Genomic DNA, 23545 nt, shown 5'->3' with positions numbered 1-23545 from the left:
GCCTCGGCGAGTCTGCGTACAAATCCGTTTCGGCGAAATCGCCGGTTGACGCCCCTCGCGCCCGATGATGCGCAGCGGCAAGGCGCCATCAGCGCGCTGGCGTTCCAGCTACTTGGCGGGCGGGATGCGGCGCTCGACTTCCTCAACACCGAAGACGCAGTCCTGAGCGGACGTCCGATCGCCGTCGCAACGCAAAGCGAGGCTGGCTATGCCAGCGTCGAACGGGAAATCCGCGCGCGATCCGTTTTGCCGGGCGCGCGCCATGGAGAATGATCCCCCGGATGCGAGCCATATCGTGCGATGCTGGTTCGAATGGCAGATCGACGGCCTTGCGCGAAAGGTCATCCTTGTCGTCGAAACCGATCTCCCCATGCAGCCGGACGAAAACGGCTATGAAGTGATCGCTCTCGACCATCTGCGCGCCGCAGCCATCGCGCGGTCGCGTGCGTCACCCGGCGCCATCGACGGGATCCGCATTGTGCCGGTTCGTTAATAGGGCAGGCCCCTGGCCTGCCCCGACAAGAGGATCGAACGTCCGATATGGCCGACTATGAGATCATCGCCGTTCGCGAAGGTACCGGTAACGGCCGGACGCATCATATCGCAGCGGTGAAAGTGGGCGAGAGCCTGTTCCTCGCCGATCAGATCGTCGACTGGATCAACGCCGGGACGCACCGTTTCTGGGTGTGGTTCCAGAATGAAGAGATCAATCTGATCGCGAGGGAGCAAGGCTCTTCGCGGCGCTATTACCTGACCATAACAGGCGGGAGCTTCCCGCCGATCGCTCTGCTATCGCTGCCCCGGTTCTGATCGGGATGCCGGCCTGGCTCGATGGCCGGCATTCCGCGCGATACCGGCGATGCCCTCAATCGTCGTCCATGGCCGGGGCAAGCGCCGGGTCGAGGTCACGGGGGCGGATGAAGTCGGCGAAGCGCGCGATTCCGGTGTCGAGATCGTGCCAGTCGGCGATGTCGAGGTCGAGCCGCGCGAGCGCCGAGGTCGGAAGCTTTTCCTCTACCTTTGTGCGGAGTTCGTCGCCCGCCGATTCGGGGACGAGCATCAGGACCAGATCCTCGAGGCCCGGATTATGGCCCGAGATCAACAGGTGCTGCGCGTCGCGGCCGGTATCGCGGATCACGTCGATCAGCGTCGCCGCCGACGCGAGATAGATGCGGCGGTCCCAATGCGGTTCGAGCATATCGAGGCCGGCGGCGGGCTGAAAGATGTCGAGCGTTTCGGTCACGCGCACCGCGGGCGAGGCGATGATGCGATCCACCGGTAGCTTCCGCCGTTTCAGCCATTGGCCGATGATTTCGGCGCCGCGCGCGCCGCGCTTGTTGATCGGGCGGTCGAAATCGCGTTCAACCTGGACGTCCCAACCCGATTTGGCGTGGCGCAGGATGGTCAAAGTCTTCAAAATATCTCCCCGCGCCGCTGCGCTATCCCTCGATTTCGCAGGCCTTGTGCCGGAAACTTATGACGGTGAAAAGGCTGGAAACGCGGTAGACTTCGTCCCCCGTCTGCGCGCGACATTGGCGGCGGCGACATGGTTGACCGCCTCGTCGAGCGGCAGGCGGCGGATCGGCGTGCCTTCGGGAAAGGCGCCGAGCAGCCGCGAGGGAAAGCTGGGCGAGAGCATGACGAACTGGCCGAAATCATCGGCGCGGCGGATCAGGCGGCCAAATGCCTGCCCGATCCGCGCGCGGATGACCATATCGTCATAGGCGCTGCCGCCCTGCGCCGCGCGCCGCGCCGCGTGCAGGATCGTCGGGCGCGGCCAGGGCACCCCTTCCATCACGACGAGGCGGAGCGAATCGCCGGGGACATCGACGCCGTCGCGCAAGGCATCGGTGCCGAGCAGCGAGGCGTGCGGGTCGGCGCGAAAAATATCGACGAGCGTGCCGGTGTCGAGCGGATCGACATGCTGGGCATAGAGCGGGAGGGCGGCGCGGGCGAGGCGGTCGGCGATGCGCGAATGGACGATGCGGAGGCGCCGGATCGCGCTGAACAGGCCGAGCGCGCCGCCGCCCGCCGCCTCGATCAACCGGCTGTAAGCGCCGGCAAGCGCGGGCAGGTCGCCGCGCGCGATATCGGTGACGATCAGCACCTCGGACTGGCGGGCATAGTCGAAGGGGCTCGGCACCGCGAAATGGCGGACGCCGCCGTCCATGTGGCGCGCGCCGGTGCGGATGTCGGCGTCGGCCCAGCCGCCGCTGCCGTGCCCGCCGCCGCGTAACGTCGCTGAAGTAACGAGCACACCCTGCGCCGGGCGATAGACAACCTCGGCGATCGGACGCGCAGGGTCGAGCCAGTGGCGGTGGAGGCCGCAGTCGAACTCGCGCCCGTCGTAGCGGTCGACCGCGAGCCAGTCGACGAAATCGTGGTCGGCGGGTCCCCCGACGCGCCCGAGCAGCGACAGCCAGCCGCCGAGCGTGTCGATGCGCGTGCCAAGGCTGTGGCGCGCGCCATCGACGCGCGCGCGGGCCTGTCCGTCGAGCCAGTCGGGCGGGTCCTCGGTCAAGGCTTCGAGCCGTTTGCCGAGGGTCATCAGCGGACGGAGCAGCGCCTCGATCGCGTCGCTCGCGCTCGCGGCCGCGGTGACCAGTTCGGGGTCGGGATCGGCGAGCTCGGTTTCGAGACCATAGCCCGTGTCGGCGGTGCGGCTGTCGATGCCGCGGGCATAGACCATCGCACGCACCGCGACGAGCAGCCGCTCGACCGCGCCCCACGGTTCGTTTTCCGAAAGGCGGCCGAGCCAGCCGTCGCCGGGCAGTTCGGCGGCGGCGGCGATCGCGGCCTGGATCGCGCGGTCGCCCGCCTCGTCATAGCTCGCGACATCGGCGAGGCGTGCGGCGAGCCCGCGGCGGCGCCCGCGCGATTTGCCCTCTGGCCCCAGAACCCAGCGGCGGATTTCGACCGCTTCCTGGCCGGTGAGCGCCGCAGCGAACATGCTGTCGGCGGCGTCCCACAGATGGTGGCCTTCATCGAAGATCAGCCGCGTCGCGGGCGCGCCCCCATCGCGCGGACGCGCCGCCTGCACCATCGTCAGCGCGTGGTTGGCGATGACGATATCGGCCTGCGTCGCGGCGCGAGCCGAGCGTTCGATGAAGCATTTGCGGAAATGCGGGCAGCCCGCATAGATGCACTCGCCGCGCCGGTCGGTCAGCGCGGTTGTGCCGTTGCGGCGGAACAGCGCGGGAAGCCAGCCGGGCAAATCGCCGCCGACCATGTCGCCGTCGCGCGTATAGGCGGCCCAGCGCGCCACAAGCTGCGCAAGGATCGCGGCGCGGCCCGAGAAGCCGCCTTGCAACGCGTCTTCGAGGTTGAGCAGGCAGAGGTAATTTTCGCGCCCCTTGCGCACGACGACTTTTTCACGGTGCGTTGCGGCGTCGGGGTAGAGCCGTTCGGTTTCACGCGACAGCTGGCGTTGCAGCGCCTTGGTGAAGGTCGAGATGCACACGCTGCCCGCCGACTGGTCGATCCATTGCTTGGCGGGAGCGAGGTAGCCGAGCGTCTTGCCGATGCCGGTGCCGGCCTCGGCAACGAGCATCTGCGGCGCGTCCTTGCGCTCGCGCGGCGCGAAGATCGCGGCGGTTGCGCGGGCGTAATCCTGCTGCCCCGGGCGGCGTTCGGCGCCGTCGCCGGTCAGACGGTCGAGCCGCGCCACGACGTCGGCTTCGTCGATCGTCACCTGGCGCGGGGCCCCGCGCGGCGGCGTTTCCTCCCATTCGGGGAGGCGCGCGAAGAGCCAGCGTTCGCTGGCGTCGGGGCGGGGCAGGCGCGGCTGGACCAGCGGCGCCCACGACCAGCGCTGGCGCGACAGCGCCTCGGCGCCGTGCCACGCGCCCTCGCGCTCGGGCCAGTCGGGATCGTCGAGGGTCGAGAGCATCGCGGCGGCGGCCCTGGGCAGGAAAGCGGCGATATCCTCTTCGCTTTCGGGCGGAGTCAGGGCGACGGCGGCGGCGATACCCGCCGGGGTCGGCACCGCGAAACGCGCGGGATAGAGGAACGCGAAAAGCTCGAGCAGGTCGAGCCCCGACAGTTCGGGATAGCCGAGCCGGTCGCCGGTCAGCGTCGCATTGAGGAAAAGATGCGGCGTCGCCGCGACCGCCGCGATCGCCTCACCGCGCCCGACGCGTTGCACGCGGCCGTGCGTGTCGGCGATCCAGATGCCGATGTGGCTCGCGTGGATCGCGGGCAGGGTAAGCGGGTCGGGCGCCATCGCGCCACGGTAGGGACAAAAGGCGAACGCGGCAAGGCGATCGCGACGGATCGATCAGGACAGGCCGCGGCGTCCGAACACAGGCGGGCGGCTGCTGTGGAAAATCTGCGCGGGCTCGACAAGTGCCGCGTCGCGTGCGCTCCGGAGCGCGTTGTAGAGTGCGCCGTGCGCGAGTTCGTAGGGGAAGCGCACGCCCATGCGGTCGTGCTCGGCCCACATGACCACGGCATAGGTCACCTGGCCGCCATAATGGATTTCGCAGCGCGAGCGCGCCGGCATGCTGGCGCCGTCGATGCGCGCGCCGCCCTCGGACAGGTCGGTGATCCGGCCGTCGACGAAGTTGAGCACGCCGTTGACGGTGACGTCGATCGACACCGGGGTGCGTTTGTGGCCGCGGGTCGTGGGGATGCGAAAATGGTCCATGTCCGCGACGTTACGCCTTCATGGTAAATTTTCCGGTAACGATGTTGGATCGCGGCGGGACAATTTTGCCTTTCGATTCCGCCCCGCTTGCCGCTATGGGCGCGGGATGACCGACTTGCATCTTCACCCGTCGCTGCGCGAACCCGCGCAAACGTCCAAGGCCTGGCCGTTCGAGGAAGCGCGCAAGCTGGTGAAACGCTATCCCGACGGGAAGCCCGGCGGCGAGGCGGTGATTTTCGAGACCGGCTATGGTCCGTCGGGGCTGCCGCATATCGGCACCTTCAACGAAGTGCTGCGCACGACGATGGTCCGCCGCGCCTATGAGGCGCTGACGGGCGGCGCGCCGACGCGGCTGATCGCGTTCAGCGACGACATGGATGGCCTGCGCAAGGTTCCCGATAATGTGCCCAACGGCGACATGCTGCGCGAATATCTGGGCAAGCCGCTCACCGCCATCCCCGATCCGTTCGGGAAGTTCGAAAGTTTCGCGCACCATAACAATGCGATGCTGCGCGAATTCCTCGACCGCTTCGGCTTTGAATATGAATTCGTCAGCTCGACCGAGCAGTACAGGGCGGGCGCGTTCGACGACGCGCTGAAGAATGTCCTGCGCCACAATCAGGACATCCTCGACATCATGCTGCCGACGCTGCGCGCCGAGCGCGCCGCGACCTATTCGCCGATCCTGCCGGTCAGCCCCAGGTCGGGGATCGTGCTGCAGGTGCCGGTGACCGTCGTCGATGCCGACGCGGGGCTCGTGTCGTTCGAGGACGAGGGCGAGACGATCACGCACTCGGTGCTCGGCGGCGGCGCGAAGCTGCAATGGAAGGTCGACTGGGCGATGCGCTGGGTCGCGCTGGGCGTCGATTACGAGATGTACGGCAAGGACCTGACCGACAGCGGCGTCCAGTCGGGCAAGATCGCCAGGGCGCTCGGCGGGCGCAAGCCCGAGGGGCTGATCTATGAGATGTTCCTCGACGAGAAGGGCGAGAAGATTTCGAAGTCGAAGGGCAACGGCCTCTCGATCGAGGAATGGCTGAGCTATGGCAGCGAGGAAAGCCTGGCCTTCTTCGCCTTCCGCGAGCCCAAGGCGGCGAAGCAACTCCATATCGGCGTCGTGCCCAAGGCGGTCGACGAATATCTGCAGATGCGCGGAAATTATCCGGCGCAGGAGCCCGACAAGAAGCTCGGTAACCCCGTGCATCACGTCCATGTCGCGCGCGGGCAGGATGTGCCGGCGGCCGAACTGCCGGTGACCTTCGGTCTGCTGCTCAACCTCGTCGGGGTGATGGGCGCCGACGCGTCGAAGGAGCAGATCTGGCGCTATCTCGGCCAATATGTCGCGGGCGCGAATGCCGAGGCCTATCCCGAACTCGATCGGCTGATCGATAATGCGATGGCGTATAACCGCGACTATGTCGCGCCGACGCTGAAGCGCCGCAAGCCGCAGGATGGGGAAGGCGCTGCACTGAAGGAACTCGACGACAAGCTCGCCGCGCTGCCCGCCGAAGCCTCGGCCGACGATATCCAGAATATCGTCTATGAGATCGGCAAGAATGAGGCCTATGGCTTCGAAAACCTGCGCGATTGGTTCAAGGCGCTTTACGAGACCCTGCTCGGGTCGAGCGCGGGACCGCGCATGGGCAGCTTCATCGCGCTGTTCGGCATCGACAACACGCGGCGTCTGATCGCCGAGGCACTCGCCTGAGGCAATAGGAGAAACCCGTTCGTGTCGAGCGAAGTCGAGACACCCATCGGGACGGCGCAAGATCGAGGGGCATCTCGACTTCGCTCGATGCGAACGGAATTGAGGAGGTCCGAATGACCGCTGAGCCTGCTTACGAATTGGCGCAGATCAATATCGGGCGCTTTCGCCTGCCGCCCGAGCATGTCGCGAACCGCGATTTCATGGATGCGCTCGACCATGTGAACGCGGTCGCCGAGGCGGCCGACGGCTTCGTCTGGCGGCTCACCGGCGAGGGCAATAATGCGACCGACGTGCCCGTGACCGACGATCCGCACCTGATCGCGAACATGTCGGTGTGGCGCGATATCGACGCGCTCGCGGCCTATGTCTATCGCACGCCCGATCACCTGACGGTGATGAAGCGGCGCAAGGAGTGGTTCGAGCATATGGCCGTCTATCAGGCGCTCTGGTGGGTTCCGGTGGGCCATCGCCCGACCGTCGCCGAGGGCATGGCGCGGATCGCGACGATCGAGGCGCTGGGCCCGACCGCCGAGGCCTTCACCTTCAAACGGCCGTTCGCGGCGCCCGACGGCACGCCGGCATCGCCCGTGCAGGATGAGTGCGCGTGACCGACATGATCGATATTTTCACGACCGGCGGGACGATCGACAAGGTGTATTTCGATGCGCTGAGCGAGTTCCAGATCGGTCCCGCGGCGATCCCGGACATGTTGCGCGAGAATAATGTCCATGTGCCCCACCGTGTCACGCAGCTGATGCGCAAGGACAGCCTCGAGCTTGACGATGCCGACCGCGAGGCGATCCGCGCTGCCGTCGCCGCGAGCGATGCGTCGCGCATCCTCGTCACGCACGGCACCGACACGATGGTCGTCACCGGCCGCGTGCTGGCCGGGATCGCGGGCAAGACGATCGTGATGACCGGCGCGATGCAGCCTGCGTCGGTCCGCGCGAGCGACGCCGAATTCAATGTCGGATTTGCATTGGCTGCCGTGCAGACGCTGCCGCCCGGCGTTTATGTCGCGATGAACGGGATGATCTTTGACCCCGAAAAGACGGTGAAGGACCGGGCAGGGTCGCGGTTCGTCGCGGAATAGACCTCGGCGATTTTCGGCTCCGTCATTGCTTCGCTTCGCGCGCAATGACGATGGTTTTGGCTCAGCCTTTCGCCGTCACCTGCCGCAGCACGGCGGTGTAATCGGGCGCGATCGTCATCGAATCATGCTTGCCCGCGCGACCGAGTGCGGCGTGGACCTGGGGCAGGCGATAGCAGGGCACACCCATGAACAGGTGGTGCTCGGCGTGATAATTCACCCAATATGGAGCGACCGTCGCGCGTGCGAGCCAGCCCGCGTGGGTGGTCCGGGCGTGGGTGAAGGGATCCTCGCTGCCCGTCGTCGTGCAGGCATGTTCGGCGATGTTGCGGACGCGGAGGTAAAGCTGGAAAGTCGTCGCGAGCCCGGCCAGCCAGAGCAGCCAGGGCGTCCAGCCGTAGAGCGCGAGCGACAGGGCGAGCAGCGCCGCCTGGACGACAAGGAAACGGCCGACCGCGCGGGCCACGGCGATCGCGCCCGCGACGTCGATCGTCGGTGACGTCATGCCGTCATCGGACTGCTTGTTGAACGGCGTTCCGGCCTTGGTGCTCGCGCCGCTCTTTTGCGCGGCCTCGCCGCTGAGCATCGCTTTCAATCCGGCAAAGGCGAAGCCGAATTGCGCCATGCGCTGTTTGAAGAAGGTCTGCCCGGTCAGGTCGCGCAGCATCTTGCGGCGCAGGCTGGCGCGCGTCGTCGGGAAGGGTTTCGACAGCGAAAGGTCGGGGTCCTCGGGCTGCTGGGTGAATTTGTGATGCTGGAGGTGATAGGTGCGATAGGCGATCAGGTCCGACCCGACCGCAGCGCCGGTCAGCCACTGGCCGAGGAAATTGTTGATTTTGCGGTTCGGATGCAGCGCGCCGTGCGCCGCGTCGTGCATCAGGATCGCGAGACCGAGCTGGCGCCCGCCGACGAAGACGATCGCGAGCAGCCATGCGGCAGGGTTCTGCGACCAGGCCGCGAGGCCGACGAGCGCGATGCTGACGATCCATGCGTGCGCCACGAGCCAGATGCCGCGCCACGAGGAGGCGCGTGTGATCGCCGACCATTCGGCGCGGTCGAAAAAGCGGTCGGGCGGAAACAGGCGGACGGCGGGCATGGTTGATTCATAACAAGTTGCGAACCGAAACCCAAGCCCTTCCGTTTTGGCACAATATCGGCGGAAATCAGGGCGCTGCGGTAAGGATTTGGCAACCCTCTTCCGGCCAGTGAGAACCGCGATCACACAGGCGGAGAGTTTCGGGAAATTGACGGTTCGGCGCACCATCATCCGGCCGGGAGCGGGCGATCCGGCGACGGGCGAGTCGCTGTTCGATTCGCCCGAGTTCGTTACCGGCGTCATGCGCGTCGCAAAGCTGTGGCATTATGTGCTGATCGGCCGCGTGCTGGCGTTCCTGACCTTTGCTTTCCTGCCCGGTCTTGCCGGCTTTCTTGATCACCCGTCGCACTGGCTGGTGATGGCGGCCGGGTTGCCGTGTGACGTCGTGCTGACGGTGATCGGGCAGGCGATGCGCCGGCCGCGGCCGATCGCGCACCAGCGTGTGCGGGCGATGGCGATGCTGTGCATGGCGCTGATCGCGCTCGGCACGCTGTTCAACGCGGCGGCGATGTTCGCCGCGATCGCGGCGCCCGACGAGGGCAGCTATTTCGATGCCTTCACCGCGATTCATGTCGGCACGCTGCTCGTCGCGGCGTCAGCGGCGGCGATCGTGCGGCCGGCCTTCTTCACCTTTGCCGGGGCCACAGCCCTTGGCGGTGCGATCGGGGTGGCGTCCTGGCCGTTCGGCGTTGCGGGTTTCATATTCCTCGGCCTGCTCATCGTCATGATGCGCGAAGATGTTCGCCATCAGCGCCGCGCGACGCGCGCCGCGCGTCTGGCGATCGGCGACCAGCAGCGCGCGCTGAACCTGATGCGCGATTTCGAGCGCGCGGGACGTGGCTGGTTCTGGGAAACCGATCGCGAAGGGCGGCTCGTCTATATCTCGCCCACCGTCGCGGCACGCCTCGAACGGCCGCTCGCGCATCTTCTCGGCCATCCCTTTACCGACATCATCCGCAAGCGCGTCGGAAAGGACGAGAGCGAGGAGCGCACGCTGGGGTTCAGCCTGTCGTCGCGCACGCCGTTCAAGGAATTGACCGTGCAGGCCGCGGTGCCGGGGGAGGAGCGCTGGTGGTCGATTTCGGGCCAGCCGATCAGCAATGAATTCGGCAATTTCCAGGGGTTTCGCGGCAGCGGCACCGACCTGACCGACAAGAAAAGGTCGGAGCGGGAGATCAACCAACTCGCGCGTTACGACACGCTGACCGGCCTTGCGAACCGGCGCCACATCACCGACCTGCTCGAACGCGCGCTGAAGAGCCACAGCGGCCAGCCACAGCCCTGCGCGCTTTTGCTGATGGACCTCGACCGGTTCAAGGCGGTGAACGACACGCTGGGGCACCCCGTCGGCGACCAGCTGCTCCAGCAGGTCGCGGGGCGGTTGACCCAGATCGTCGGCGACAAGGGACAGGTCGGGCGGCTCGGCGGCGACGAATTCCAGATCGTCGTGCCGCAGATGAGTCAGCCGGAGAAGCTCGCGGGTATCGCCAACGCGATCATCCTGAGCCTCGCCAAGCCCTTCGCGATCGAGGGCGAGCAGGTGCGCGTCGGATCGTCGATCGGCATCGCCGTATCGGAGGGGCCGGGAGTGAGCGCGTCGGCGCTCGTCCGCAACGCCGACCTGGCGCTTTATGCTGCGAAGGATGCGGGACGCGGCGTCTATCGCTTCTATGCCGACGCGATGCACAACCAGGCGAGCGAGCGCAAGGCGATCGAGGATGCGCTGCGCGATGCGCTGGCCAAGGACGAATTGCAATTGCTCTATCAGCCGATCGTCGACGTCGGGAGCGAGCGGATTTCGGGGTTCGAGGCGCTGATCCGCTGGCATCATGCGACCGCGGGCACGATCAGCCCGTCGAAATTCATACCGATTGCAGAGGAATCGAATCTGATCGTGCCGATCGGCGAATGGATCATCCGATCGGCCTGCGCGGCGATCGCGCGGATCGGCCCCGGCTACCGCGTCGCGGTGAACGTCTCGCCGCGCCAGTTCGCGAACGAAAAGCTGCCCGCGACGATCGTCAACGCGGTGTCGGCGGCGGGTATCCGGCCCGAGCAGCTCGAGCTGGAGATTACCGAAGGCGTCTTCCTCGACGAAAGCGCCGAAAATCTGGCGATGTTCCAGAAACTGAAACGCACCGGCGTGCGGCTCGCGCTCGACGATTTCGGCACCGGCTATTCGGCGCTCGGCTATCTCAAGAAAGCGCCGTTCGACAAGATCAAGATCGACCAGAGCTTCGTCCTTGGCGCCGCCGACAAGAACAGCATGAACGCCGCGATCATCTCGTCGATCGTGGGGCTTGCGACCGCGCTCGATATGGAGACGACCGCCGAGGGGGTCGAAACGCACGACGATCTCGCGCTGGTCAGGGGGCTGGGGTGCAGCCATGTCCAGGGCTATATCTATGGGCGTCCGATGGCGCTGGCCGAGGTGCTCGCGCTGCTCCGCGAAGGCGGCGGGCGCGTCGAAGCCAAGGGTTTCAAAAGCGCGCGCGAGGCGCGGCTGACGGTCTTTCGCACGATCCAGATCGATAGCGGCGGACACCGTTACGAGGCGATCGTCCGCAACATGTCGTCGCGCGGCGCGCTGATCGAAGGGCTGTGGAACGTCCCGCCGGGAACACCCCTCACGCTCGAATTCGGGCCCGGCCAGTCGGTCGATGCCGAGGCGCGCTGGTCGGCGGACAACCGCGTCGGCGTCCAGTTCGCCGCGGGGGTCGAGATCGAGGCGCTGATCGGGTCAAAGGCCGCCGCGCCGGCGCGGGGACGCGTCCGGCGGGCGGCATAAAGGGCGGCGCCGCGGTCAGGCCGCGAGGCCGCGCCGCAGGTCGAGACCGCTCGGTTCCTGGAATGGGCGGAGGCTGAATTCGGGAAGGATCGCCAGCAGATGGTCGAAGATGTCCGACTGGATATCCTCATAGGCGCTCCACGCGGTCGTATTTGTGAAGCAATAGATTTCGACGGGCAGCCCCTGCGGCGTGGGATCGAGCTGGCGCACGATCAGCGTCATATCCTTGGCGATATGCGAATTGGCGCGGAGATATTCGACGATATAGGCGCGCAGCGTGCCGATATTGGTGACGCGGCGGATGTTGACGGGATCGCGCCCGGCCCGTTCGGCCGCCGCGTTCCATTCGCCGAGTTCGGCCTGCTTGTGGCCGAGATAATCGTCGAGCAGCTGGAAGCGGCGCAGCGCCTGCTTTTCGTCGGGCGTCAGGAAGCGGATGCCATTCTGGTCGATGAAGATCGACCGCTTGATCCGCCGCCCGCCCGATTCGGACATGCCGCGCCAGTTCTTGAAGCTTTCCGAAATCAGCCGGTGCGTCGGGATGGTGGTGATCGTCTTGTCCCAATTCTGCACCTTCACCGTGTGGAGCGCGATATCGATCACGTCGCCGTCGGCGTTCAGCGCCGGCATCTCGATCCAGTCGCCGACGCGCAGCATGTCGTTCGAAGTAAGCTGGACCGAGGCGACGAGCGACAGGATCGTGTCCTTGAACACCAGCAACAGCACCGCCGCCATCGCACCGATCCCCGACAGGAGGATCAGCGGCGACTGGTCCATCAGCGCGGCGATGACAAGGACCGCGGCGCCGCCGTAGAGGATGATCTTCAGGAGCTGGACATAGCCCTTGATCGGGCGGCTGGCCGCATCGGGGCGGCGGTCGTAGATTTCGTTGCCAAGGCTGAGCGCGCGGCTGACCGCCATCGCGACGAACAGGATGATCGAGGCGGCGGCGACATTGCCGATCACGGTGACGGCGGCGGGCGGCAGGTGCGGCACCGCCGCGATCCCGTTCGATATGATGAGCGCGGGCACGATATGGGCAAGCCGGGCGGCGACGGGAAGCGGGGTGAGACCCTCGTGCGGCAGCCACCGGGTGATGACGCGCAGCACGATATGCTTGACGATGAAATTGGCGACCCACGCAAAGAATGCGAGGATGCCGAGGCCGGTCAGCGTTTCGGCCCAGGGCGGTAGGTCGGCGAGGAAGGGGATGGAATCGGCGGTCGAAAGGCTTTCAATCGTGAACTGGCGCATAGCGTCATACCCGCGAGACGGCGGGTCGATCTCCTTTGGCTGTGAGCGAAGGCCCAAGGGTGGACGACGCGGCCCGCCGTGTCAAATGACCCGAAGCTGGCGTGGCCGCGGCGACCGGTGCTCAGTCGGCGATGCGGCCGCGCGCCATCACCCAGTCGACCTTTTCGAGCGCGGTGACATCGGCGAGCGGATCGCCGCTGACCGCGATCATGTCCGCCGACATGCCGGGCGCGATGCGGCCGATCTCGCTTTCCATCGAGAGCAGCTTCGCGGCAACCGTCGTGGCGCTTGCCAGCGCCTCGCGCGGGGTGAGGCCATATTTGACGAGCAGCGCGAATTCCTGCCCGTTGCGGCCATGTTCGAACACGCCGGAGTCGGTGCCGAAGGCGATCGGCACACCGAGCGCCTTGGCGCGCGTCACCGCCTTGCCCACATCGCCCAGCGTCATGCGCACCTTCGCCTCGACCGTCGGGGTATAGATGCCCTTGCCGAGCCGTTCGCGGATCCCCTCGAACGCCATGAGGGTGGGGACGAGATAGGTGCCCTTGGCCTTCATCACCTTCAGCGTCGCGTCGTCGGCGAAGGTGCCATGCTCGATGCTGTCGATCCCCGCCGCCGCCGAGGCGGTGATCCCGCCCGCGCCATGCGCATGCGCCATCACCTTCAGGCCGAGCGAATGCGCGGTGTCGGCGATGCTTTGGAGTTCGGCGCTGGTGAAATGGCCCTCGAGCCCGCGCGCCTGTTGCGACAATACCCCGCCGGTCGCGGTGATCTTGATGACGTCGGCGCCGGCGCGCGACGCCTTGCGGACCTTTTCGGCGCATTCGAGCGCGCCGGTGCAGGTATAGCCCGTGTCGAGGACGTCGTGGACGTCTTCGCGGAAGCCGGTGACGTCGCCGTGGCCGCCGATGATCGACAGCGCGGGGCCGGCGGCGACGATGCGCGGCCCCTCGATAAAGCCGTTCGCGGTGCCGCGGCGCAGCGCATAGGCGGTATATTGCGCCGACCCGGCTTCGCGCACCGTGGTGAAGCCCGCGCGCAAGGTGATCGCGGCGTTCTTGGCGCCGACGACGACGCCCCATTCGTCGGGATCGACCGCGGCGGCGCGATAATCGTCGCCGGGATCACCGGTCAGGTGGACGTGGAGATCGACGAGGCCGGGGAGCAATGTCTTGTCGCCGAGATCGACGATCTCGGCGCCCGCCGGCGCTTCGGCGCGGCCGGGGGTGATCGAGGTGATGCGACCGTCGGTGACAATGACGGTCGAGGGCCCCTCAGCGGGCTTGCTCGCGTCGGTGATGACGCGGCCCGCATAGATCGCCGTGGTTTTCGCGTGCGCCGCCGAGCCGAGCAGCGCAAGCGTCGCGGCCGCGACCAATCCCAATTTACGCATGAAGCCTCCCCTGTCTGATCGCGCCACCGTGGCGGAGCGGGCGGGGCAGGGCAAGGGGGGGCGAAGAATGTCGGCTTTGGGGTGGGGAGCGGACGCTCTCAAAAATCTCATTCGTGTCGAGCGAAGTAGAGACACCCATCGACCCTGCACGACGCCGAGGGGCATCTCGACTTCGCTCGATGCGAACGGAGTTGGTTGGGCAGATTTCGGTCGAAACCCGCCAAAAAAAGGGGGCCGGCGAACCGGCCCCTCAGTTTGTCTTCGGGTAACCGAAAGGAATATTACCAGAAGAAATCGTAGATCACGTCGATCACTTCGCCCGAATAGGTGTCGACCAGAAGCGCATCGTCATAATAGCGGATCCAGCGCGTACCGCCGTAGGCGGGCGGCAGGCGGTAATAGCCGGGGTTGTTGATCCAGTAGCGCGAGCTGTAGAACAACGAGTTCAGGCTGAAGCCGATGCTGAACCGCGTATATCCGTAACCGCGATACGGGTTGTAATAGCGCGGCATCCGGTAATGGCTGCGGTTCCGCTCGCGATAGCTGCGCCAGTCATAGCGGCGGTCGCTCCGCCAGTCGCGATTCCAGCTGTGCTGCCTGCGGTTATCATACCGCCGATCGACGCGATTATTGTTGTTGCGGTCGTAACGCCGGTCGATCCGGCCGTCGCGGTTGCGATCGTAACGCCCGTCGCGCCGGTCGATGCGATTGTTGTTGTTGCGATCCCAGCGGCGGTCGAGGTCGCCATTGCGATTGCGGTCGTAGCGTCGATCGACGCGGTTGTTGTCGTTGCGATCATAACGCCGATCGACCTGGCCATTGCGGTTGCGGTCCCACTGGCGGTCGATGCGGCCGTCGCGGTTGCGGTCATAAGTGCCGCCGCGCTGGCGCTGGGCCGCTGCCGCGCGCTGCTGCTGTTCGCGGCGCTGTTGCGATTGCTGGCGCTGCTGGTCGCCGCTGCTGCGCTGCTGCCATTGCTGACGCTGCGCCTGACGCTGTGCGTCATTGCCGCGCTGTTGGCGCATTTCGCTGCGTTGCTGTCGCTGCGGTCGTTGCGCGCGGGTTTCGCCGCGATTGCCGCCGCGCCGCACTTCGGGGCCGCGCGGCCCCCGGTCTCCACGGTCGCCGCGCTGCGCGATCTGGACTCTTTCGCCAGGCGCCTGCGCGGCAGCCGGGGCAATGGGAGTCAGGATCGTCGCCGCCATCAGCAACCCTCCGAACATCTTTTTCATCTCGCCATTCTCCAACTCATGTCCCGTTTGCTGGAGGCACCAGCCGGGATGATGAAGCGATTCTTACCAGTGGCAAGATGATCGATGGCTGACCGCGCCGTTGCCTCCGGTTCAGCTAGATGAACGGGCGCGTTCAGCTGCCGCGCGGCGGGCGGAGCGAAGGCACGGCGCGCGCGGCGTCCTCGGGACGGATGCCGGGGGGCGGCGCGGCGGCGATGCGCTCCTCGCCGCGCATCACCCGGCCGGCGAGGCGGATCGCGGTGCGGATGCGCGGATAGGTACCGCAGCGGCAGATGCCGGTCATCGCGGCGTCGATCTCGGCATCGCTGGGATTGCTGTTCGCGCGCAGCAGCGCGGCCGCCGACATGATCATCCCCGACTGGCAGAAACCGCATTGCGGCACCTGCTCGGCGACCCACGCCTGCTGCACCGGATGGCTGCGGTCGCGCGCGAGCCCTTCAATCGTGGTGACGAAACGGCCCTCGCATTCGGCGATCGTCACCAGGCAGCTGCGGATCGCCTCGCCGTCGATGTCGACGGTGCATGCGCCGCACTCGCCGGTGCCGCAGCCATATTTGGTGCCCGTCAGGTTCGACGCGTCGCGCAGCGCCCACAAGAGGGGCGTTTCGGGGTCCATGCGATATTCGACCGGGCGGTCGTTGACCGAGAATCGCGTCATGCGGGGCTTCTAGCGGCTCGCCAATTCAAATGCGCGCATTTTTCCCCTTCGCCATTGCGAGCGAAGCGACGCAATCCAGGGGCGCCTTATGCCGCTCTGGATTGCGTCGCTTCGCTCCTCGCAATGACGAAGCGCGGGGTTCAATCGCGCCAGCTCGTATCGATCTTGTCGACCTTGCGCACCATCGCGTCGAATTCGGCCTTGCCCGCCTGGCCGGGGATCGAGGCCATGAACAGGTCGCGCTGGTGGACCGCGACGACCTCGTCGGGAACGACGATCGGCTGGCCCATGCTCATCGTCGCCATCTGGATCTCGCAAGCGCGCTGGAGCGCCCAATATTTGATGAAGGCTTCGGTCAGCGTCTTGCCCATCACGACGGGACCGTGATTCTTGAGCATCAGGATGCGCTTGTCGCCGAGGTTCTGGACGAGGCGCTCGCCCTCTTCCTCGCGCACCGTCACGCCCTCGAAATCATGATAGGCAAGCTGGCCCGCGAAGTTGCACGCATAGAAATTGACCGGCTGCAGCCCGCCTTCGAGCGCGCAGACCGCGACCGTCGCGGTGGTGTGCGTGTGGATGATCGCGTGTGCATCGGGCAGGACGCGGTGGAACAGGCTGTGCTGGACGAAGCCCGCCTTGTTGACGTGCCAGGGATTATCCTCGTCGACCTTGTTGCCGTCGATGTCGATCTTGATCAGCGTCGAGGCGGTCACTTCGCTGAAGTGCATGCCATAGGGATTGATGAGATAGCTGCCTTCCTCGTCGGGAACCTTCACCGTGATATGATTGAAGATCATCTCGTCCCAGCCCATCATCGCGAAGATGCGATAGCAGGCGGCAAGCTCTTGCCGCGCCGTCCATTCGGCTTCGCTATATTTGCTGTTGCGCTTGAGCTGGGTCGCCATGTTCCTGTCCCTTGGATGATTGGTTTCGTCCTGCTACCTATGCCATAAGGCATGGGCCAGGCACAATCCCGGGCGCGGGTGGGGCGGTTCGATAGCCAGGCAGGCGCGGTTCGCCGCGCGGGGGCTTGCATTTCGGCGCGAATCTCTCTAGTTGGCGCTTCATCGGAACGTCGCGTGATCGCGGCGCTCTTTTTATTGCCCGAATATCGGCGGTTTATGGCGAACCGGATCCATCCGGTGGCCGCAGATCGTTTTGACGAACAGGAGACGACACGGCGTATGCAGATCATCGTTCGCGACAATAATGTCGACCAGGCCCTTCGCGCGCTCAAGAAGAAGCTGCAGCGTGAGGGCGTGTATCGCGAAATGAAGCTGCGCCGTCATTACGAGAAGCCCAGCGAAAAGCGTGCCCGCGAGCACGCCGCCGCCGTCCGCCGCGCCCGCAAGATGGAGCGCAAGCGGATGGAGCGCGACGGTATCAAGTAAGACCGTCTCCCGTTCGGGATCCTGATCGTGAAAAGGGCGCCGCGGCAACGCGGCGCCCTTTTTCGTTGGATTGGTGCGGGGTGGGCGGGTTTCGACCGGAAGTGGACATTCTTTTGAACCGTCACCCCGGACTTGATCCGGGGTCCACGACTTCAACGCCGCAGGGGATCCCGGATCAAGTCCGGGATGACGAAGGTCTGAAAACGACCGATTTCGGACGAGCGGTAATGTTGGCACAAAGAAACATGCCGAAGTTACCGACATCCTCATCCGTCTTTAGGCTGTTCCTTTGGTACCTCTGGTCGATTCCGATTGTTGTCGCTGTCCTGCACATCTTCGATCTGCATTTCGAGTATGATGGCGATCTAATGTTCTGGGTGATCGCGGGCTACATCGCTCCCGCAGGTTTGCTCAGCGAAGCCGTAGGCCAAGGGTTCGGGGTCGGCCTATCGATTTACATAATCCTGCTTGCTGTCATTACTGCTTGGTCGGTTCGGCGCAGCAGGCGCGCTAACGCGCCGTCTGAGGAAGCCCGCTCCCCACCCAATAGCCGACATTCATTCTCTCGCGGTTCTCATGCTCAATTGCCTCTGGACCGCCGCGCGCCGCACCGCCTATAGGCGTGCGCGACATTCGCCCCCGGGAATGCGGGGCAGGAAAAGGACTGCAAGATGAGCGTAACGACGGTTCCACTGCGCCCGGTGAGCAAGGGCGGGCTGTGGCTGATGTGGTTCGGGCTCGCGGCGCTGCTGGTCGCGGGCGCGGCCTTTGCCTGGCACATGACCCCGCGCATCGGGTTCGAGGTCGTCAAGGCAGGCACCGGGCCGAGCCCGACGAAGGCCGACGTCGTTCTGGTCAAATATGAAGGCAAGCTCGACGACGGCACCGTCTTTGACGCCAACGAACAGGCGCCGATGCAGGTCGCGCAGGTCGTCCCGGGCTTTTCGGAGGCGCTGACCCAGATGCAGAAGGGCGGCGAATACAAGATCAGCATCCCGCCGAAGCTCGGCTATGGCGACCGCGCCGTCGGACCGATCCCGGCGAACAGCACGCTGCACTTCTCGGTCACCCTGCTCGACTTCCGCTCGGAGGCCGAGGTTCGCGCGATGCAGCAGCAGATGCAGCAGATGCAGCAGCAACAGATGATGCAGGGTGGTCCCGGTGGCCCTGGCGGTCCTGGTGGTCCGCCGCCGGGCGCGCCGCAGCCGTAAGGCGCGCGATCACAAAGAAATGCAGAACGGCGGCGGGCTAAATGCCTGCCGCCGTTTTCGCATCGGCGGCGCCGGCGTTGCGTTCGGCTTCGCGTTCGAGCGCGACCTTGATCATCGCGACGATCGGGTCGGCGAGGAACAGCCCCATGAGCCCGAGCAGCGCACCGAAGAGGATCTGCGCGCCGAGCACGAGCGCGGGCGCGAGGTCGACGGTCTTTTTGGCGACCATCGGGACGATCAGATAACCATCGACCGTCTGGACAACGAAATAGATGGCGATCGCCCACAGGCCCGTGTCGGTCCCCGCCGAAAAGCCGACGAGCACGAGCAGCACACCCGAGACGATGGCGCCGATATTGGGGATGAAGGCGAGCAGGCCGGTGAGCAGCCCCATCAACGCCGCCATCGGGATGCCGACCGCCATGCAGGCGAGCCAGGTGCCGACGCCTTCGACGAACATGCCGAGCAGGCGGCCCGCCATCAGCCGGCGCAGCGTGAAGCCCATGCGCGCGGTCGTGATATAGAAATTCTCGCGGGCCTTCATCGGCAGCATCCATGCGACGCCGCGCTCGTAGAGCCTCGGTTCGATCGCGATGAAGATGCCGAGCACGACGATCATCACGAGGCTGGTGAGCCCGCCGAGCACCGTACCGACCGCCGCGGTGACGCGGCCGACGGTGCCGGCGATATTGTCGGTGATCGTCTTGGTATCGAGCTGGAAATTGCCCATGCCATGATCGCTCGCCCAGGCGGCGATGCGCTCGATCTGCGCCATCACGACCGTTTGCAGCGTCGCGGCCTGATCGGCGATCTGCGAGCCCGCGAACAGGATGGTCCAGCCGAGAAACGCCAGGAGCGAGAGGCAGACGATGAGGAGGCGCCAGGCGCGGGCGATCGGCAATACGCGGCCGAGCAGGCGCGTCCCGCCGTCGAGCATCGATGCCATGACGATACCGGCAAAGATCAGCAGGATCGGCTGGATCAGCACGATGCACACGCCGATCAGCAGCGCGAGGCCGAGCCACACGCCCGCCTTCAAAAGCTCGGTGCGGACGAGCTGGCTGCGGATTTCGGTGGGGCCGGGGGCCTCGGTGTGCGCTTCGGGCTGGACAGTGGCGGCGCGTGTCGCTGTCGTCTTCCTCGTCGCCGCCATATCCTGTTCCCCGTTGCTCTAACTGCCCTGACGCTCGGGCCGCAGGTCGGTTCCCGCGCGCCCCGACCGCAGGGCATTAAACCAGCTCAATGGGTTGTACCATTCGGCGGTTCCGTCGGTCGAAAAGCTGATGATCTCGGCGCGTCCGGCGATCGCGTCGAAGGGGACGGGGCCGCCGAGCCCCTTCTGGCTGGCGTCGACGCGGCTGTCGGCGCTGCCGTCGCGGTTGTCGCCCATCAGGAACAGATGATTCGCGGGAACGGTGACGGGGCCGTAATCGTCGGTCGGATAGCCGGGGCCCATGTCGATCGTGTCGAAGGTCGCGCCGCCGGGCAGCGTTTCACGGACGATGGGAAGCTCGAGGACCTGCTGGCCGCTCGTATCGCGATTCACGAAGCGGTACAGGCTGCTGTCGGGGCCGGGCAGGTTCGGGTCGACCGGGATCGAGAGCATCGGTTGCACCTCGCGCTTCACCGGCTTGCCGTTGATGCTGAGTTCGCCATTCCTTAGTTCGATCGTGTCGCCCGGCAAGCCGATCACGCGCTTGATATAATCGACGCGCGTCACCGGATGTTCGAGCACGACGATGTCGCCGCGCTCGGGCAGCTTGCCGAACAGCCGGCCCGCGACCTTGGGCGCGAGGTGGAAGCTGACCGACGAATAAGACCAGCCATAGGGATATTTGCTGACGATCAGCCGGTCGCCGTTGCGCAGAATCGGCATCATCGAATCGGACGGGATATAGAAGGGCTTGGCGACGCAGCTGTGGATGCCGAGCACGAGCAGCAATATCACCACGACATCGCGGATCAACTTGCCCCAGCTGCCGTCATCCTTCGTCCCGGCTTTCGCACCACGCTTCGTCATTATTCACTCAATCCTTGATTGCTTCGATGATGACGAAAGCCTGCGCCCACGGATGGTCGTCGGTCAGCGTCAGATGGATGTGCGCGCGGTATCCCGAGGGGGTCATCTGCGCGAGCCGTTCGGCGGCGCCGCCGGTGAGCGCCAGCGTCGGCGCGCCCGAGGGGGCGTTGACGACGCCGATGTCCTTCATGAACACGCCGCGTTTGAAGCCCGTGCCGACGGCTTTGGAGAAAGCCTCCTTGGCGGCGAAGCGCTTGGCGTAGGTGCCGGCGCGGGTGAAGGGACGGCGTGCGGCCTTGGCGCGCTCGATGTCGGTGAAGACGCGGTTTTCGAAGCGCTCGCCGAAACGGTCGAGCGAATTCTGGATCCGCTCGATATTGCACAGGTCGGAGCCGAGGCCGATGATCACGCGGCGCCTCTCGCCTCGTCCATCAGCGCGCGCATCCGGCGCACCGCATCCTCCAGCCCCGTAAAGATCGCCTCGCCGATCAGATAATGGCCGATGTTGAGTTCGGCGAGCTGCGGGATCGCGGCGACGGGGACGACATTCTCATAGGTGAGGCCGTGTCCCGCGTGGGGCTCGATGCCATTCTTCCACGCGAGCGCGGCGGCGTCGGCGAGGCGGCGGAGTTCGGCGGCGCGCTCCTCGCCCTCGACATGGGCGTAGCGGCCGGTGTGGAATTCGACGACGGGGGCGCGGAGGCGCATCGCCGCTTCGATCTGGCGCGCGTCGGGCTCGATGAACAGGCTGACGCGGATGCCCGCGTCATTGAGGCGGGTGACGATGGGGGCGAGATGATTGTGCTGGCCTGCGGCGTCGAGCCCGCCCTCGGTCGTGCGCTCCTCGCGCTTTTCGGGGACGATGCATGCGGCGTGCGGTTTGTGGCGCAGCGCGATTTCGAGCATCTCGTCGGTCGCCGCCATTTCGAGGTTCAATGGCAGGTCGGTTGCCGCCTGGATGCGCGCGAGGTCGTCGTCGCGGATATGGCGCCGGTCCTCGCGCAGATGCGCGGTGATGCCGTCCCCGCCGACCGCCGCGACGATCTCGGCCGCGCGCACCGGGTCGGGATGCTCGCCCCCGCGCGCATTGCGGATCGTCGCGACATGGTCGATGTTGACGCCGAGCCGCAGGCGCGAGGACGAGGGGCCGGTCAAGCCGCCTTGCTCCGGCTGCCAGGCTTTACCGCCTCGGTCGCGACGAGCGCGTCGGGCAGTTCGTCGGCGGCATAGGTCGGGAAGTTGATCGCGACGAGCGGGTAGAAGGGCACGCCGAGATCAACGCTGCCCGCCGAGCGGTCGACGAGCGCGGCTTCGGCGATCACTTCGCCGCCCGCGGCGCGCACCGCCTCCATCGCCTCGCGCGACGAGAGGCCGGTGGTGACGACATCCTCGACCATCAGGACTTTCGCGCCGGGATCGATGGCGAAGCCGCGCCGCAGTTCGAACGTGCCGGTCGGCCGTTCGACGAAGATCGCGGGCTTGCCGAGCGCGCGGCCCATTTCGTGGCCGATGATCACACCGCCCATCGCGGGCGAGACGACGATGTCGATCGCTTGCCGCAGCTCGCGCGGCAGCTTCGCGGCGAGCGCGGCGGCGAGGCGTCCGGCGCGCTCGGTATCCATCAGCACGCGTGCGCATTGCAGATAATATTCGCTATGACGGCCGGAGGAGAGAAGGAAATGGCCCTGGAGCAGGGCGTCGGCGGCGCGGAATTCGGCCAGGATTTCATCGTCGGTCATGAAGGATTATTCTTTTGTCCTGTGCGTCGCCCATGGCGGGCGAGCGGGTTTAGGCGGCGAAGATTTGCCAGCCGCAAAATAGTGTTAGAGATGCTTGAGGCAAGCGGCAAGCGGGTCTATAGCGCCCGCGAGATTCAGCCTGTCCGATGGCTGCGTGGGCGCATGTCCGGCAGCGGGGAAGGGTGGGCTGGGGCATCATAAGAACAACAGGCAACGGGCGGCACTATCCTTATGAAGAGCTTGAAAACCCTTGTAATTGCGGCGGCTTTGTCGCTCGGCGCGGTCGGCGCCGGTCATGCGCAGGCGCCGGCCGCGGCTCCGGCCGAAGCCCCCGCCGTGGGCGCTCCGGCGAATCCGGCCCCGGCCGCTACCGATGCGGCGGCGACTGCGGCGGCTCCGGCGGGTGACGCCACCTATGTGCCGATGAAGCCGACTCCCGGCGTCGGCCAGCCGGTCGATGCGGGCATCGATTTCCAGCCGCAGGTCAGCCCCGTGGGTGAACAGGCCTATTGGTTCAACCATGTGATTCTGCTTCCCGTGATCACGATCATCACGCTGCTCGTGCTCGGCCTGCTGCTCTGGGCGATGTTCCGTTACCGTGCCAAGGCGAACCCGGTGCCGTCGAAGACGACGCACAACACCCTCATCGAAATCATCTGGACGGCCATTCCCGTGCTGATCCTCGCGGTGATCGCGGTGCCGTCGATCCGGCTTCTGGCCCAGCAGTACGAACCGCCGTCGAAGGATGCGCTGACGATCAAGGTCACGGGGTATCAATGGTATTGGGGCTATGCCTATCCCGACCAGGGTATCGGCGAATATGTCTCGAAGATCTTGCCCAAGGACAAGGCCGAGGCGGCGGGCGAGCCCTATCACCTCGCCGTCGACAACCGCATGGTCGTGCCCGTCGGCCGCCAGGTGAAGCTGATCATCACCGGCGCCGACGTGATCCACAGCTTCGCGGTTCCCGCCTTCTGGACGAAGATGGACGCGGTCCCCGGCCGCGCCAACGAAACGACCTTCACCGCGAACAAGGTCGGCGTTTATTACGGCCAGTGTTCGGAACTGTGCGGCGTCGATCACGGCTATATGCCGATCGCCGTCGAGGTTCTGCCGGTCGACAAGTGGGAGGCATGGGTCCGCTCGAAGGGCGGCAACCCCGCTGGTCCGGTCGCTCCGGCGCCCGCAGCTGCCGCGCCGGCTCCCGCCGTCGCCGCTCCGGCCGCGACGCCGGCCGCCGCCACGACCGAAGCCGCGCCCGCAGCGGCTCCCGCCGCCGCACCGGCTGCCAAGAATTAA

24 protein-coding genes are annotated in these 23545 nt (G+C 66.1%); 10 read left to right on the top strand and 14 right to left on the bottom strand.

Annotated features, from left to right (window positions below):
• Positions 1-45: 45 nt before the first annotated feature.
• Genes VSX79_RS10645 through VSX79_RS10635 form a run of 3 tightly spaced genes read left to right on the top strand, consistent with a single transcriptional unit; the run spans position 46 to position 810 of the window.
• Entirely contained in the window at positions 46-273 is a 228-nt protein-coding gene (locus VSX79_RS10645) for a DUF2384 domain-containing protein (protein ID WP_179495593.1), read from the top strand.
• A complete protein-coding gene (locus VSX79_RS10640; protein ID WP_326913328.1) occupies positions 263-493 on the top strand; it encodes a hypothetical protein in 231 nt (76 codons plus the stop codon). The genes VSX79_RS10645 and VSX79_RS10640 overlap by 11 nt, the downstream gene beginning before the upstream one ends.
• Positions 494-540: 47 nt before the next feature.
• Positions 541-810: a hypothetical protein gene (locus VSX79_RS10635; protein ID WP_326913327.1), complete on the top strand. Its 270-nt coding sequence runs from the start codon at positions 541-543 to the stop codon at positions 808-810.
• A gap of 55 nt (positions 811-865) precedes the next feature.
• Here the strand turns inward: VSX79_RS10635 and VSX79_RS10630 are convergent, their stop codons facing one another.
• The 3 genes from VSX79_RS10630 to VSX79_RS10620 are packed head-to-tail and all read right to left on the bottom strand — an operon-like array spanning position 866 to position 4645.
• Positions 866-1417 (bottom strand): SixA phosphatase family protein, encoded by a 552-nt coding sequence (locus VSX79_RS10630; RefSeq protein WP_326913326.1) that lies wholly within the window; start codon positions 1415-1417, stop codon positions 866-868.
• 57 nt (positions 1418-1474) lie between these two features.
• The gene (locus tag VSX79_RS10625; protein ID WP_326913325.1) at positions 1475-4222 is read right to left on the bottom strand and encodes an ATP-dependent DNA helicase; all 2748 of its coding nucleotides are present in this window, start codon (positions 4220-4222) and stop codon (positions 1475-1477) included.
• A gap of 54 nt (positions 4223-4276) precedes the next feature.
• The gene (locus tag VSX79_RS10620) at positions 4277-4645 is read right to left on the bottom strand and encodes a PilZ domain-containing protein (RefSeq protein WP_326913324.1); all 369 of its coding nucleotides are present in this window, start codon (positions 4643-4645) and stop codon (positions 4277-4279) included.
• A gap of 106 nt (positions 4646-4751) precedes the next feature.
• On the opposite strand from VSX79_RS10620, the gene VSX79_RS10615 reads away from it, so the two are divergent.
• From VSX79_RS10615 to VSX79_RS10605, 3 genes are all read left to right on the top strand, one after another.
• Positions 4752-6353, top strand: coding sequence for a lysine--tRNA ligase (locus VSX79_RS10615; protein ID WP_326913323.1), 1602 nt, complete (start codon positions 4752-4754; stop codon positions 6351-6353).
• Positions 6354-6466: 113 nt separating this feature from the next.
• On the top strand, positions 6467-6961 hold the full coding sequence (locus VSX79_RS10610) for a DUF3291 domain-containing protein (RefSeq protein WP_326913322.1): 495 nt from the start codon (positions 6467-6469) through the stop codon (positions 6959-6961).
• 5 nt (positions 6962-6966) lie between these two features.
• The gene (locus tag VSX79_RS10605) at positions 6967-7446 is read left to right on the top strand and encodes an asparaginase domain-containing protein (protein WP_179497312.1); all 480 of its coding nucleotides are present in this window, start codon (positions 6967-6969) and stop codon (positions 7444-7446) included.
• A 61-nt stretch (positions 7447-7507) separates the two neighbouring features.
• Here the strand turns inward: VSX79_RS10605 and VSX79_RS10600 are convergent, their stop codons facing one another.
• Positions 7508-8539 (bottom strand): fatty acid desaturase family protein, encoded by a 1032-nt coding sequence (locus VSX79_RS10600; RefSeq protein ID WP_326913321.1) that lies wholly within the window; start codon positions 8537-8539, stop codon positions 7508-7510.
• A 148-nt stretch (positions 8540-8687) separates the two neighbouring features.
• Here VSX79_RS10600 and VSX79_RS10595 point away from each other — a divergent pair, with 148 nt between their 5' ends.
• Positions 8688-11327, top strand: a complete 2640-nt coding sequence (locus VSX79_RS10595) for an EAL domain-containing protein (RefSeq protein ID WP_326913320.1) — start codon at positions 8688-8690, stop codon at positions 11325-11327.
• 15 nt (positions 11328-11342) lie between these two features.
• Here the strand turns inward: VSX79_RS10595 and VSX79_RS10590 are convergent, their stop codons facing one another.
• The 5 genes from VSX79_RS10590 to VSX79_RS10570 all read right to left on the bottom strand — a co-directional run bounded on the left by VSX79_RS10590 (position 11343) and on the right by VSX79_RS10570 (position 16790).
• Complete coding sequence (locus VSX79_RS10590; protein WP_326913319.1) at positions 11343-12581, bottom strand: mechanosensitive ion channel family protein; 1239 nt, start codon at positions 12579-12581, stop codon at positions 11343-11345.
• A 121-nt stretch (positions 12582-12702) separates the two neighbouring features.
• Positions 12703-13974: a metal-dependent hydrolase family protein gene (locus VSX79_RS10585; protein WP_179495613.1), complete on the bottom strand. Its 1272-nt coding sequence runs from the start codon at positions 13972-13974 to the stop codon at positions 12703-12705.
• 281 nt (positions 13975-14255) lie between these two features.
• On the bottom strand, positions 14256-15206 hold the full coding sequence (locus tag VSX79_RS10580) for an RcnB family protein (RefSeq protein ID WP_326913318.1): 951 nt from the start codon (positions 15204-15206) through the stop codon (positions 14256-14258).
• 133 nt (positions 15207-15339) lie between these two features.
• Positions 15340-15885, bottom strand: coding sequence for a (2Fe-2S)-binding protein (locus tag VSX79_RS10575; protein WP_179495615.1), 546 nt, complete (start codon positions 15883-15885; stop codon positions 15340-15342).
• Positions 15886-16025: 140 nt separating this feature from the next.
• Complete coding sequence (locus VSX79_RS10570; RefSeq protein ID WP_179495617.1) at positions 16026-16790, bottom strand: class II aldolase/adducin family protein; 765 nt, start codon at positions 16788-16790, stop codon at positions 16026-16028.
• Positions 16791-17069: 279 nt separating this feature from the next.
• Between VSX79_RS10570 and rpsU the strand changes: the two genes are divergently transcribed.
• The gene (rpsU, locus tag VSX79_RS10565) at positions 17070-17276 is read left to right on the top strand and encodes a 30S ribosomal protein S21 (RefSeq protein ID WP_037510267.1); all 207 of its coding nucleotides are present in this window, start codon (positions 17070-17072) and stop codon (positions 17274-17276) included.
• A 671-nt stretch (positions 17277-17947) separates the two neighbouring features.
• The gene (locus VSX79_RS10560; RefSeq protein ID WP_326913317.1) at positions 17948-18487 is read left to right on the top strand and encodes an FKBP-type peptidyl-prolyl cis-trans isomerase; all 540 of its coding nucleotides are present in this window, start codon (positions 17948-17950) and stop codon (positions 18485-18487) included.
• Between the two features lie 37 nt (positions 18488-18524).
• Here VSX79_RS10560 and VSX79_RS10555 read toward each other — a convergent pair whose 3' ends face one another.
• Genes VSX79_RS10555 through pyrE form a run of 5 tightly spaced genes read right to left on the bottom strand, consistent with a single transcriptional unit; the run spans position 18525 to position 22246 of the window.
• A complete protein-coding gene (locus tag VSX79_RS10555; RefSeq protein ID WP_326913316.1) occupies positions 18525-19640 on the bottom strand; it encodes an AI-2E family transporter in 1116 nt (371 codons plus the stop codon).
• 18 nt (positions 19641-19658) lie between these two features.
• Positions 19659-20507: a signal peptidase I gene (lepB, locus tag VSX79_RS10550; RefSeq protein WP_179495623.1), complete on the bottom strand. Its 849-nt coding sequence runs from the start codon at positions 20505-20507 to the stop codon at positions 19659-19661.
• Between the two features lie 7 nt (positions 20508-20514).
• On the bottom strand, positions 20515-20916 hold the full coding sequence (acpS, locus tag VSX79_RS10545) for a holo-ACP synthase (RefSeq protein ID WP_179495625.1): 402 nt from the start codon (positions 20914-20916) through the stop codon (positions 20515-20517).
• Positions 20913-21662, bottom strand: a complete 750-nt coding sequence (locus VSX79_RS10540) for a pyridoxine 5'-phosphate synthase (protein ID WP_179495627.1) — start codon at positions 21660-21662, stop codon at positions 20913-20915. Before VSX79_RS10540 ends, acpS begins: the two co-directional genes overlap by 4 nt.
• Positions 21659-22246, bottom strand: coding sequence for an orotate phosphoribosyltransferase (pyrE, locus tag VSX79_RS10535; protein ID WP_179495629.1), 588 nt, complete (start codon positions 22244-22246; stop codon positions 21659-21661). The genes VSX79_RS10540 and pyrE overlap by 4 nt, the downstream gene beginning before the upstream one ends.
• Positions 22247-22477: 231 nt before the next feature.
• On the opposite strand from pyrE, the gene coxB reads away from it, so the two are divergent.
• Positions 22478-23545: a cytochrome c oxidase subunit II gene (gene coxB, locus VSX79_RS10530; RefSeq protein ID WP_179495631.1), complete on the top strand. Its 1068-nt coding sequence runs from the start codon at positions 22478-22480 to the stop codon at positions 23543-23545.

This window comes from Sphingopyxis chilensis, assembly GCF_035930445.1.
Taxonomy (GTDB): domain Bacteria; phylum Pseudomonadota; class Alphaproteobacteria; order Sphingomonadales; family Sphingomonadaceae; genus Sphingopyxis; species Sphingopyxis chilensis.
This window is presented reverse-complemented; position numbering and strand designations above follow the sequence as displayed.